The following is a 12259-nucleotide window of genomic DNA, read 5'->3' as shown; positions in this document are numbered from 1 at the left end:
CCTCTCAGGGGCGCATCGTGGTGCCGCCGTCGATGTTGAAGACCTGCCCGGTGACAAAGGCCGAGAGGTCGCTGAGCAGGAACGCCGCGGCGGCGCCGAGGTCGGCGGGTTCGCCGTTGCGCCAGGAGGGTGTCGACTGCAGGATCATCTCGCGGTAGTCCTCAGGCAGGTTGAGCTTCGTTGCCTCGGTGAGCACCAGACCGGGGGAGAGGCTGTTGGCGCGGATCTTGTCCTTGCCGTAGCGGCGGGCGACGTGCCGGGTCAGCGCCGCGACGCCGGCCTTGGTGACCGAGTAGGCAACCTTGTCCGCCATGCCGGCGTAGACGGCGTTGGAGATGGTGTTGACCACCGAGCCGCCCCCACCGGCAATCATGTGCGGCAGGGCGTGCTTGAGGGTGAACAGGTAGCCGGTGAGGTTGACGTCGAGGGTGCGCTGCCAGGCGTCCAGGTCGATGTCGATGACGTTGGTGTCCTTGGCGACCTCGTCCGGGTGGATGTTGGCGGCGACGTTGAACAGGCCGTCGATCCGACCGTACGTCTTGACCACCAGTTCGATCTGGGCCTTGACCTGGTCCTCATCAGAGATGTCGGCGGCCATCGCGATCGCCTCACCGCCGGCGTCGCGCGCAGCCTGTGCGGTGAACTCCGCCGACTCCTCAACGATGTCGCTGACGACGATCTTGGCGCCGCCGGCGCCGAGGAACGTCGCGGTGGCGGTGGCGATGCCACCGGCTCCGGCGAAGACGACGACCTTGTCTTTGAGACCTTCCATGACACCCATCTCCGTTTCGTATGCGCTCCGAAGAGGAAACGTACACTGGTGTACGAATCATGGCTAGTAGACTTCGGGGCATGACTGATGGGGCACAGCCCACGATGCGGCGCGACGCCGTCCGCAACCGTGAAAGGCTTCTGGCAGCGGCCCGGGTGGTGTTCGCCGAGCGCGGCGCCGACGTGGCTCTCGAGGAGGTCGCGCGGCTGGCCGTGGTCAGCCGCACCACGCTGTACCGGCACTTCACCACCCGAGAGCAGCTCGCAGCGACGGTTTTCGAGGAGAACGTGGCGCTGATCGAGCGTCGCGCCGTCGAGTTGCGGGAGGCCGACGACGGGATCGTGACGCTGTTCGACTTCGTACTCGACCAGCAACGAGCGAACCGAGGATTCGAGCGGATGTTGTCCGCGGCCGACCTCTCCTGGCTGAGCGAGCTCTCGACCCGAACGATCGCCGCGTTCGAACCTCTTCTCGTCCGAGGGCGCGCGGCCGGCATCGTGCACCCGGTGGTCGGTGTCGACGACGTGATGCTGGCCTTCCCGATGGCTGCCGGAGCCATGGCGGACAGTGACCTGGCGGGCCGGCCGGAAGCCGCCGACCGGGTCCGCGCCATGCTGCACCGCGCGCTGTTCACCGGCGCGGCCGGCTAGGGTCCGTCGTCAAACTGGTGTTGCCCAGAGCAGGAACGACGCGAGTGTGACCGCCGCTTCGCAGGAGGTGGCGGTCTTGTCGTACCTGGTGGCGAGGCCGCGGAAGCCCTTGAGCTGGTGGAAGCATCGCTCGACATGGGGTGGGAGGACAGCGGCCGGAACGCCGATTCGGGCGGCGCACCGGCGGCGGGCCGGGTGCCGGATCAGAGCGCGGCGAAGCGGGCTTCGATCTCGGCGAGAAGTTCGTTGTTTCGCAAGACACCGAGTGCTTCGCGGACGGTGGTCGCGGCCGAGACGGTGGAGGAGCTGCCGGCGGCGATCAGCTCGGCGACCTCCGGCCGCCAGGCGACGATGGCGTCGTTGATGATCTGTTGGGCCTCGGGGCGGTCTGAGATCTCGCGCATCGTGCTGTCGAGGCTGAGCGGGACGCACGGCTCACTGCTGCCGGCGAATGACACGCTGCGGCGGTGGGTGCCGGAGCCCAGCGTTTCGGTCTCGCGGCCAGGCAGGTCGAGGTCGGCGAAGGTGTTGGCCGGGACGACGGCCTCGACCGTGAGGGCCCCGTCCTCCACTCTCCACGCGCAGGACGCGAGCCCGTAGGGCGTGCGCAGCCGGGCGCTCCCGCTGCTCAGGCCCCTGCCGGGACGCGGGGCCAGGCGCAGCTTGCGATAGCCGGGCGCTGCTGGGGCCAGCCCCGCGACCACGCGGTGCAGCCAGTCCGCGATGGCCCCGAACGCGTAGTGGTTGAAGGAGGTCATGCTGCTGGGGTTGACCGTCCCGTCGGGCAGCAGACTGTTCCACCGCTCCCAGATGGTGGTCGCTCCACTTTCGACCTGGTAGAGCCAGGAGGGGCAGTCCCGCTGCAACAGCAACCTGTAGGCGATCTCCGTGGCGCCGACGTCGGTGAGCGCGTCACAGAGCAACGGGGTGCCGACGAAACCGGTGGCGATCTTGTAGCCGCCGCCGCGTACCAGGTCTGCCAGCCGTTGCCCGGCGTGGCGACGGGCGCCCTCGTCCGGCAGGAGGCCGAACCTCAGCGCGAGGGCGTAGGCGGTCTGCGAGTCGGAGAGCAGCCTGCCGGACGGAGTGACGTACTCGTCGCGGAAGGCGTCGCGCACTTTCGCGGCGAGAGCGAGGTACTCCTCGCGCTCCTGCTGCTTGCCGAGCACGTCGGCGGCGCGGCCCACCAGTTCGGCGGAGTGCGCGAAGTAGGCGGTCGCGACGATTTCTGGGTAGGTCTTCGCGAGGTCCGTGCGATCGCCGGGCGCGGTGGGGTCGAGCCAGTCGCCGAACTGGAAGCCCGTGTCCCACAGCAGGCTTTCGCCCGCGAGAGAGCGCTGCTTGTCGACCCAGGCGCGCATGCTCGGGAACTGACTCTCCAGCAGGTCTCTGTCGCCGTAGCGCTGGTAGGCGGTCCATGGCACGGTCACCGCCGCGTCACCCCAGGCGGCGGCCGCGGTCGGCGGGCCCATGACGTTGGGGACGATGAACGGCACGACGCCGTCTTCGGTCTGCTCGACTGAGAGATCAGCGAGCCAGGAGGCGAGGAAGCCGGAAGCGTCGTAGAGGAAGGACGCGGTGGGGGCGAAGGCCTGGAGGTCGCCGGTCCAGCCGAGCCGTTCGTCGCGCTGCGGGCAGTCGGTCGGTACGTCGAGGAAGTTGCCGCGCATACTCCAGACCACGTTCTCGTGCAGCCGTTCCACCAGAGGGTCGGAGCAGTTGAACCAGCCGGTGCGTTCGAAGTCGGTGTGGCAGACGACGGCGACGGCGTCCTCGACCGGACCGGTCAGCTCGGCGTAGCGGAAGCCGTGGAAGGTGAAGCGTGGCTCCCAGGTCTCGGCTTCGGCGCTGCCCAGCACGTAGCTGTCGGTGGCCTGCGCGGTGCGCAATGGTGCGGTGCAGAGCTCGCCGTCCTGGAGCACCTCGGCGTGACGCAGCACCACTTTTTCCCCCGCTGCGCCCCGGACGGTGATCCGCAGGCGGCCGACCAGATTCTGACCGAAGTCCAGGATCGTGGCGCCTGAGGACGAGACTGTGGTGGCCACGGGCGTGAGGATCTCGGTCCGGCGCACCGGCGGGCTCAACGTTGCGAAGAGCGTGGCCAGGTCGTGGTCGACGGCTTCGGCCTTCTTCCAGCCCGAGTCGTCGAAGGACGGAGCGGACCAGCCCGGCTGCTCCAAGCGGGCGTCGTGGTGCTCGCCGTCGTAGAGGTCGCTGGACAGGAGTGGTCCGGCCGAGGCGGTCCAGGAGCCGTCGGTGACGACGCCTTCGACCGTGCCGTCCTGGTAGGCGAGTTCGAGCTGGGCGAGGAAGGCCGTGCGGTCGCCGTAGTGGGCCCGCTTGCCCTCGAAGCCGAGCCGGCCGCGGTACCAGCCGTCGCCCACGGTCGCGCCGAGGCAGTTGGGCCCCTCGGTCAGCAGGGCGGTGACGTCGAAGGTCTGGTAGCGCAGCCGCTGCTGGTAGGAGGTCCAGCCGGGGGCCAGTACGTGGTCTCCGACCACGGAACCGTTGAGCTCGGCCTCGTACACGCCGAGCGCCGTCGCGTACAGTCGCGCCGACCGCAGGCCCGGCCGTACCTCGAACTCCCGGCGCAGCAGCGATCCGTCGCCGGGGCTGACGAAGGCAGCGCTCCAGTCGTCCGTCCGCAGCAGGGCGGCCTCGACGTCGGTGCGGGTCCAGTCGGTCCATGCGCCGGTCGGCCCGGCCACTCGGACACCGACCGTGATTCGCTCGCGTGACTCGAGAGGTCCGAAGGGCCACTCCACCAGGACGGAGTCCGGCGACTCCACCAGGACAACCTCTCCCCGGGCCTCGATCTCGTAGGCGCTCTGGGTCCAGTTCGGAGTGGTGGTCTCGGTGATCCAGGACAGCCGCGGGCGAGCGATGCCGAGTCCCATTGGGTCGCGCAGGTGCTCGAAGGTCAGGCTGGTGACGCTGGTGGACATGAGATGTCTCTCCTGAAAGCTTCGCGTGGGTGGTGGCCGTTGTCGTGCGTCGGGCTGTTGCAGACCGTGCCGCTGTGAGTAGGTGGGGTTGACCGACGGGCGCGGGGGGCCCTACGCCAAGGCGGCGGCGATCAAGCGGCAGATCGTCGAGGTTTGTACGGAGGCGTTCGGCGAGGTGGGCTTCTACGGCGCGACCATGAAGGACAACGCGAAGCGGGCCGGTATCAGCTACACCGGGCTGTTGCACCACTTCGCCTGCAAGGAGGACCTGCTCGCGGTGATCGTGGAGAACGAACTCCAGCCGGGGTTGATGGCGCGATGGATTCTCGACAGGGGCGCGGTGCGGCTGGAGTCGACGATCCGAGAGATTCTGACCTCAGTGAATGCCCTGCGGACGTAGGGCGTTCGCTTGGCCTGCTGAGCCCGTCTCCAAGCCTGGTGCAGGGGCCGTACCGCGGGGCAGTGGCACGGTGCTTCGAGCGCGCCGGCCGGGTTCAGTCCTGTCGGCGGACTTTCGCGAAAAATCCAGGCCAAGTTCCGATGCGGGAGCTCAGCCCTCGCGTTCGCTTTCCTTTGAAATCTACTCAAGCAGCGCCAATTCAGATTCTTCCTTCTTCAGCCTGTCGCCGTCCATGGACAAGATCCAGCCGCCGTTGATCGCCTCGTCGATGCTTTGGTTGAAGCGCGCCAGATAGTCCGCGCGCGTCTCGTAGAGCTGCTGCAATGGCTCGGGTGCGAACGGCATCTCGACGCCGATCAAGTTGCGGACGTAGCGCGCGGCGACGTAGCGCGCGGTTGGCACATCGACATAGGGCGAACGTACGCCGCCTTTGGCGTTGCCGAATTCGTCCGTCACGATCGCGCCGTTCGCGATCTCTATGGCGGCTGCGTGCGGCGGGGCCATGCCTTTCGTCAGCGATAGCGATCGTCCGCCGTGTCGTTGTCCGGCCGCGCCGCTGTGTTGCCGCCCGGGCCGATCGCGCCGAACAGGACGAGGTCGCCCTCGGTGAAGACATGGACCACGGCGGCGTCGCCACCGGTGACGGGCGCCCAGCCCGGCGTAGCCATGGGCAGGAAGCCGTCATAGACGGGCTTCTCATCCAGCAGGCGCGCGTGTGCATGGGCGGCATTGATGTAATTGAGGGTCGCCATGCCGGTCTGTGAGGCCCCGCCCATGATGAGGTGCTCGACCGTGAAGCCGGGTAGTGGGCCGTCGTTCGAGCCCGCCTTCAACAGCACGCCGACCTGCGTCATGATCTCGTTCGAGATGGCGTCGATCGCGAACAAGCTGCGCGGCGGGTTGGCGTCGTCGCTCTGTTGCCATTCCAGGAGCGCGGCGAAACTTTCCTCGCTCGCCGGGGCGGAGGGAACGTGCAGGCTCGCGTATCGGCCAGGATTGGACACCTTGATCGGGCCTTCGACGGCGGCGAGCTGCGAGCCAACCGTGACCCAGATGTGGCCGCCCATCAGGATCGCGGGATGGCAGGTCTGCCACAGTGCGAGCGCCCCCTGCACATGGACGGGCTCGAGCGCGACCAGGCCTGAGAAACGGGCCGCGTCGGTCGGACGGCGGATCAGCAGGGAGGTTGTGTAGGGCCGGCCGTCGACTGCGCCTGACACGAAGAACTCTTCTTCGACGTAGTCATGGTCCCGCAGGAGATCGGACACCGGCGGTTCGGACAGCCCCACTGGCGATTCCGCGCCGCCGAAAGGTTTGCCGGACTCGGCGGTCACGGGGATTGGTCCCGCTACCTCAACGACCGGAGACGTGGTTTTCGCCGCATTCACCGTTACGCTCCTTTGGTTTTGGAGGTCTGCCGTCAGGCGGGTCGAATCCATCAATGGCGCGTCGCCACCACGGATTTCCCTCACCGTCAGTGCGCCAGGATGCGCGCCGGATTGTCGACGACCAGGCGTCGGTAGACTTCGTCGTCGAACCCGAGTTGCTGCAGCATCGGCGGTACGAACTGGCCGAACCGGGTGTAGCCGTATCCGCCGTACGATTTGCCGTGCGGCTTGCTGGTCGTGTCGTGGCCGAGCACGATCTGGGAGCCGTACCCGCCGCGGAGCAGATCCACCAGGCCCTTCATCCGGTCGTAGTCGTCGGGAAGTACCGGCACGGTCGAGGACCACGCGTCCAGGCCGATGTTGGCCCCGCGATCGAGCACGGCGCGCGGCGTGTCGGTGGTGATGTTGCGAGGCGTCGCCATGTCCCCCACGTACGCGGCCATGGAGTCCCAGGGCCGGAAGAACGAGTCCATGTGCATCATGACGAGCCGTTCGACGTTCATGCCGGCGTCGAGTGCGATGTCGACTCCGGCGAGTACCTGGGCAGGCGACATCGGGAACGCGGTATGCACATGCAGGCTCAGCCCGGTCTCGGCCGACACCCGGGCGAGGGCACGCAGCGTGGTCGTCTCGACCGAATGCAGCGGAGCGGACGGATCCGTCGCCGACAGGGCGCACTTCAGGAAGCCGGGACGCAGCCCGGTGTCGCCGACGCCGTCAGTGACCTCCCGACGGAAGAAGGCCACTTGCTCGTCCTCGGTCAGGTTCTGATGGGTGGCCGGCCGGGCGTCGGCTACATACAGGCCGGTGGCGAACACCACGTGCACATCGGCGCGTTCGGAAGCCGTTCGGAGGTCCCGCACATCGCCGCGCAGGCCGATCGGCGAGGCGTCGCAGACCGCTCTGCCACCGATCTTCGCGAAGTAGCCGAGTTCAGCCGTGGTGAAGTCGACGTCACCTTCCGTCGAACTCTCCGGCGACATCACCGCGCCGCCGTCACGGAGGAATGCGAGGTTCTCGTTCGTCAGGGAGAGCAACTCGGCCGGCACGGGGGGCGCCCCATAGCGCTTGACCAGCGCGAGCATCAACGTCATATCGGCGTTGAGGTGCTCGTGCATGCTGGTGTAGCCGAGGTCGGCGGGCGCGATGTCTCCGCGTACGGTGGTGATGACGCTCACTTCTTGACCTTTCGCTCTGTTTCCGTCGGGACGAGGTGTTTGTGCAGGAACCGGGCCTGCTCGGCAAGCAGTTCCTGGTCCTCGGGAGCCCCGAAGAACCCGCCGTGCGGCATCCCCTCCCACACGTGGAGCTCGGCCCCGGCCCCGGGTCGTCGCAGCGCACGATGCAGCAGGACCGTGTTCGAGAGGAACAGGTCCCGGGTGCCGCAGCTCAGGACCGTCGGCGGAAATCCCTTGCCGAAGTCGCCGAACACCGGCGACAGGTAGGGATCGCGCAGGTGGTGTCCGTCGGCGTACAGCGCGATGCTGTCGGTGAGCCGCTCCGATGCGACGACGTCGACGTGGACGTTGATCTCGAACGAGTCGCCGGACTCGGTCAGATCGGCCTCGGGGGTGGCCAGCACCACCGCGCCCACGGGGAACGGGTGGTCGGGTGGCATGCGGTAGTCAACGGCGAATGCCCGCATCCGGGCGTGGCCGGCCATGGGCAGGCCCATGTATGTGCCGGCTTCGCCGGAACCGTTGACGTACGCGCCGCCGTGCACGTACGGAATGACGCCGTCGTCGAACTCGGCGGACAGCGCCTCGGGCACCAACTCATAGTGCTCAGGAACCATGCATCCGGGCCGGTCGGCAGGCGACGTCGCGTGTGGCGTCATGCCGCGCCGCCCCAGTGCCGCTCGCAGAACTTGCGTACTTGCGTGGCTCGTTCGTGGTCCTCCGGTGCCATGCCGAGGAACATGAAGTGCGGTGCGCCTTCCCAGACGTGGAGTTCCGCGGGCACGTCGGCTGCGAGCAGTTTGCGGTGCAGGCGCACGGTGTCGGAGAGCAGGAAGTCGCGGGTGCCGGTGGTCAGGATGGTGGGCGGGAATCCCTTGGTGAAGTCGCCGAAGAGCGGGGAGACGTACGGGTCGGTGCGGTCGTGCCCGTCGGTGTAGAGCTGGAAGACGATCTCCAACTCGTCCGCGCTGTAGGAGATGTCGAGGCCCTGGCTGGTGTGGTGGGTGTCACCGGCCTTGGTGAGGTCGATCGGCGGGGTGTTGACCACGGCGGCGGTCGGCAGCGGGAGCCCCTCGTCGCGGGCGCGGAGGATGGTGGCCACGGCGAGGTTGGCCCCGCCGGACATGCCGCCGATGATGATGTCCTCGGGGCGGTGGTGCTCAAGCAGTGCGCGGTAGGCGGTGAGGCAGTCGTCGAGTGGGGTGGGGAAGGGGTGGAAGGGTGGCATGCGGTAGTCCACTGCCCAGGTCCGGGCGCCGAGGGCGCCGGCTGTCATGGCGGCACCGCTGCGAGCCAGCTCTCCGCCGCCGCTGATCCACGCGCCGTGGATGACCAGATGAACGCGCCGGTCATCCGCCGCGACTCCCTGGGGCACGGCTTGGTAGACACCGACGCCGTCGAGTTCGATGCGCTCGGTTTCGCAGGGCACGCCTGTGTCGGCGCTGCCGTAGCACGATGCCACCATCGGTCCGGCGCTGCCCGGGGGAGTCAGCCCGTCCCGCTCCGCGATGTAGGCCTGCACCGCCTCGCGGTCGTCCAGTGGTGGCCACGGCTTCGGCGTGAGCGGGTTGCCCATGGCCATGACCGCCTGGGCGGGTTCGCTCAGCGTGGCGGGGATGGGGACCTGGCGTTCGGGGACAGTCACCGGAGGGTGGGGACTGGTCATGGGTGCGCACTCCTTCGTGCGGTTATCGGATGGAGGAGCCGATGCCGAGGCCGCCGTCCACATCGAGGACGACGCCGGTGATGTAACCGGCGGCAGGTGAGGCGAGGAAGGCCGCGGCTTCGGCGATGTCGGCCGGCCGGCCGGTGGTGCGCTGCGGCACCTTGCCGATGAGTTTCTCCCGCGCCGCGGCGTTCATCGAGGCCAGCATCGGGGTGTCGATCAGCCCGGGGGCGATGGCGTTGGCGGTGATGCCGTCGCGGGCCGTTTCCAGCGCGATGGTGCGGGTCAGGCCGACGATGCCGGCCTTGGCGGCGACGTAGTTCGCCTGGCCGAAGTTGCCGCGCCAGCTCATCGAGCTGAACGAGACGATGCGGCCGTGGGCGCGGGCGCGCATGTGGGGGATCGCCGCTCGCGCGCAGTAGAAGCCGCCGGTCAGGGAGACGTCGAGGACGGCTCGCCAGTCGGCGTCGCTGATGTCGGTGATCCGGTTGTCGCGGATGATTCCGGCGTTGTTGATCAGCACGTCCACTCGGCCGTGCCGGGTGGCGACGTCGTCGATCCATGCGGTGACCGCGGTGGAGTCGGTCACGTCGATGCCGGTGCTCTCGGCGGGGTGGCCGAACTCCGTGCGCAGCCGGTCGGCCTGTTCGGCGGCGGTGTCCTTGTCGATGTCGCCGATGACCACGGTGGCGCCCTCGGCGGCGAAGCGGTGCGCCATGGCGGCGCCGAGGCCCTGGCCGCCGCCGGTGACGACGACGATCTGGTCGGGGAACCGGTTCATGCGGGCTGCTCCGTTCGGGAATGGGTCGGGCGGTTGACGAACTTCCTCAGGGCAGTGGCGACATCGTGTGTGGTCCAGTGCTGGGCGAAGACCTCCAGCTCCAGGGCGAGCGCGTCGGGGGCGGACATGGTGGGCGTTCGGGCGATCAGCCGCTTGTAGGCGGTCTGGGCCGGGCCGTGGGCGTCGGTGAGGGTGTGCGCGATCCGCAGTGCGGCTGCGGTGACCTCACTCTCGGGGACGACTTCGTGCGGCCAGCCAGCGCTGGTGGCGGCGAGGCGGTCGGCGCGCATCAGTTCGCCGGTCAGCGCCAGCCGCCGGGCGGTTGCCTGGCCCAGCACATGCGGCATCCGCACCGCCGCGCCCGCAGCGGGCATCAGATTGTTGCGGATGTGGCCGTCGCCGATCAGCGTGCTGTCCGCGGCGACCACGATGTCGCAGGCCAGTGCGAGCTCGATGCCCCCTGCGACGGCGTGCCCGTGAAGCTGAGCCACGATCGGCAGCGAGCTGGTCTCGAGCCGGGTGGCGAGCGCGGACACGGTACGGAGGAACGCCGTCGGTGTTTCGCCGTCGGCGCCGAGGTCCAGCAAATACCGGAGATCGGCGCCGGCGCAGAAGCTCTTGCCCGCTCCGCGCAGCACGATCGCTTGTGTGTCCGGATCCGTTTCCGCGTCGGTCAGCGCGGCGTCGACGGCGTCGATCAGGGCGGCGTCGAGGGCGTTCCTGCGGTGCGGGCGGTTCAGGGTCAGTACCCGTACGGGGCCTGACTGTTCGACGTCCAGGACGTCGGATGGGTTCATCGGGGGCCTTCCTCGTCGAGCACTTCCGCGCGGCGTCGCCTGCGGAGCTCTGCGCGTTGGATCTTGCCGCTCGGGGTTTTCGGCAGACTGGGGACGAAGTGGATGCGGCGGGGGTAGGCATGCGCGGCGTAGTGGTCCTTCACCCACTGCTGCAGCTCGTCCTGTGTTACCGCGCTGTCGATGGTGGTCACGACATAGGCTTCGATGACCTCGCCGCGGACTTCGTCCGGTGCGGCGATCACGGCGCACTCGGCGACCGCGGGGTGTCGTGCCAGCACCGCTTCCACGTCGAACGGGCCGATGCGATAGCCGGCCATGATGATCACGTCGTCGTCGCGGGCGGAGAACCGCACCACTGCGGTCGCGTCGATGCTCGCTGTGTCGCCAGTGACGTAGTAGCGGCCGTCGCCGACGAAGCGACCGTGGTGGTCACCGTCGGCATAGGCGGCGAAGGTCATATGCGGGCTGTCGGCCACCACGACGGCCAGCCTGCCGACGGTGCCCGGCACGGCCGGTTCGTCGCGGTCCGTGGCCAGCACGGTGACCGACCAGCCTGGCAGTGCCACGCCCATCGCGGCGTCCTGCACCGGTACCGACACCGCAGGGTGATGCGGAAAGCCGATGGGCATACCGATCTCGGTCTGCCCGTAGTGGTCGTGCACCTGCGCGCCGAGTGCCTCGGGCGCCCACGCGTTCACGTCCGGGGTCAACGGCTCCCCAGCGCTAGAGAGGTGGGGCACGGTGAGCTCTCCGGCTCGGATCCGGCCGGAGTTGCGCAGGCCCCGGTACACGGTGGGGGCGGCGGCGAAGTGCGTCACCTTCAGCTGTGACAACACTCCGAGCGTGGTGTCGACGGAGAAACCGCCGCGCAGCAGAAGTGTGGGAATCCCGGCGGCCAGTGGCGCGATGATCGCGGTGTACAGGCCGTAGGCCCAGCCGGGATCGGCGGCACACCAGAACACGCTGTCCGGGCCGACGCCGAGTCCGAACTCCAGGTAGCTGTGCCAACCGCCGACATAGCGTGCCGGGTGCACCACGCCCTTCGGTGACCCGGTGGTGCCGGAGGTGAACATGTGCACGAGCGGGCCGTTTCCACCGACCGCGACCGACCCCGGCTCCCACGGTTCGGTCCGCGCCATTTCGGTGGCCAGGTCGTCGGCCGGGAGTATCTCCCAGGCGCCTTCACTGATCTTGTGCCGCTGGTCGGTGTCGGCGATCACCAGGCGGGTCCCTGAGCGGCGAAGCCGGTCGGTCACCGCCGTCTCGGCGAAGGCGGTGAACAGCGGAACGTAGACCGCGCCGACGCGCCAGATCCCGACCAGGACGGTCAGCAGGTCCACGCTCTTGCCCATCAGCGTCGCCACCCGGTGACCGGGCCCGATGCCACGGTCGCTGAGCACACCCGCGAACCGGCGCGACGACTCGGCCAACTCCGCGTAGGTCACTGTCGTTTCCGACAGATCTTCGCCGACCACCCGTGCCGCGACCGCATGGCCGGGATGGCGGTCGCACAGCAGGTGGGCCACATCCAGCGACGGCGCCGAGTAGCTCCGCACCAGCTCCGCGGTGCGCGCGGTCGGTTGGACCATCACTGCTCCTCAGGTTCAGGTGGGTACTTTATTGCCGGAGAACGTACCCACAAACGTACCCTCAGGCAATATCTGATGCTCATGCCGTTGGCA

The 12259-nt window shown here is 68.6% G+C and carries 12 protein-coding genes; 2 read left to right on the top strand and 10 right to left on the bottom strand.

The annotated features are described in order from the left end of the window. Window positions 1-4: 4 nt before the first annotated feature. Window positions 5-772, bottom strand: coding sequence for an SDR family NAD(P)-dependent oxidoreductase (locus tag FNV62_RS01820; RefSeq protein ID WP_164657590.1), 768 nt, complete (start codon window positions 770-772; stop codon window positions 5-7). An 80-nt stretch (window positions 773-852) separates the two neighbouring features. Here FNV62_RS01820 and FNV62_RS01815 point away from each other — a divergent pair, with 80 nt between their 5' ends. Continuing rightward, on the top strand, window positions 853-1422 hold the full coding sequence (locus FNV62_RS01815) for a TetR/AcrR family transcriptional regulator (RefSeq protein WP_164657589.1): 570 nt from the start codon (window positions 853-855) through the stop codon (window positions 1420-1422). A 203-nt stretch (window positions 1423-1625) separates the two neighbouring features. Here FNV62_RS01815 and FNV62_RS01805 read toward each other — a convergent pair whose 3' ends face one another. Beyond that, window positions 1626-4367 (bottom strand): alpha-L-rhamnosidase, encoded by a 2742-nt coding sequence (locus FNV62_RS01805; RefSeq protein ID WP_144314497.1) that lies wholly within the window; start codon window positions 4365-4367, stop codon window positions 1626-1628. An 88-nt stretch (window positions 4368-4455) separates the two neighbouring features. Here FNV62_RS01805 and FNV62_RS01800 point away from each other — a divergent pair, with 88 nt between their 5' ends. Further along, window positions 4456-4767: a TetR/AcrR family transcriptional regulator gene (locus FNV62_RS01800; protein ID WP_205523108.1), complete on the top strand. Its 312-nt coding sequence runs from the start codon at window positions 4456-4458 to the stop codon at window positions 4765-4767. 180 nt (window positions 4768-4947) lie between these two features. On the opposite strand, the gene FNV62_RS01795 is transcribed toward FNV62_RS01800, so the two are convergent. Genes FNV62_RS01795 through FNV62_RS01760 form a run of 8 tightly spaced genes read right to left on the bottom strand, consistent with a single transcriptional unit; the run spans window position 4948 to window position 12166 of the window. Beyond that, entirely contained in the window at window positions 4948-5271 is a 324-nt protein-coding gene (locus tag FNV62_RS01795; protein WP_144314495.1) for an alpha/beta hydrolase domain-containing protein, read from the bottom strand. A gap of 8 nt (window positions 5272-5279) precedes the next feature. After that, window positions 5280-6206 carry an alpha/beta hydrolase domain-containing protein gene (locus FNV62_RS01790; protein ID WP_413083814.1) on the bottom strand — a complete coding sequence of 309 codons (927 nt, stop codon included), beginning with the start codon at window positions 6204-6206 and terminating at the stop codon, window positions 5280-5282. Between the two features lie 35 nt (window positions 6207-6241). Beyond that, window positions 6242-7333 carry a hypothetical protein gene (locus FNV62_RS01785; protein ID WP_144314493.1) on the bottom strand — a complete coding sequence of 364 codons (1092 nt, stop codon included), beginning with the start codon at window positions 7331-7333 and terminating at the stop codon, window positions 6242-6244. Beyond that, window positions 7330-7950 carry an alpha/beta hydrolase gene (locus tag FNV62_RS01780; RefSeq protein WP_205523107.1) on the bottom strand — a complete coding sequence of 207 codons (621 nt, stop codon included), beginning with the start codon at window positions 7948-7950 and terminating at the stop codon, window positions 7330-7332. The genes FNV62_RS01785 and FNV62_RS01780 overlap by 4 nt, the downstream gene beginning before the upstream one ends. Window positions 7951-7988: 38 nt before the next feature. Beyond that, on the bottom strand, window positions 7989-8999 hold the full coding sequence (locus FNV62_RS01775) for an alpha/beta hydrolase (protein WP_144314491.1): 1011 nt from the start codon (window positions 8997-8999) through the stop codon (window positions 7989-7991). Between the two features lie 22 nt (window positions 9000-9021). Beyond that, window positions 9022-9780, bottom strand: a complete 759-nt coding sequence (locus FNV62_RS01770; protein WP_144314490.1) for an SDR family NAD(P)-dependent oxidoreductase — start codon at window positions 9778-9780, stop codon at window positions 9022-9024. Next, on the bottom strand, window positions 9777-10577 hold the full coding sequence (locus tag FNV62_RS01765) for an enoyl-CoA hydratase/isomerase family protein (RefSeq protein ID WP_143611930.1): 801 nt from the start codon (window positions 10575-10577) through the stop codon (window positions 9777-9779). The genes FNV62_RS01770 and FNV62_RS01765 overlap by 4 nt, the downstream gene beginning before the upstream one ends. Then, a complete protein-coding gene (locus FNV62_RS01760; RefSeq protein ID WP_144314489.1) occupies window positions 10574-12166 on the bottom strand; it encodes an AMP-binding protein in 1593 nt (530 codons plus the stop codon). The genes FNV62_RS01765 and FNV62_RS01760 overlap by 4 nt, the downstream gene beginning before the upstream one ends. Between the last annotated feature and the right edge of the window lie 93 nt (window positions 12167-12259).

This window comes from Streptomyces sp. RLB3-17 (assembly GCF_007113425.2).
GTDB classification, from domain to species: domain Bacteria; phylum Actinomycetota; class Actinomycetes; order Streptomycetales; family Streptomycetaceae; genus Streptomyces; species Streptomyces mirabilis_D.
Note: the sequence above shows the minus strand (reverse complement) of the source record. Positions and strands in the feature narration are given on the sequence as shown.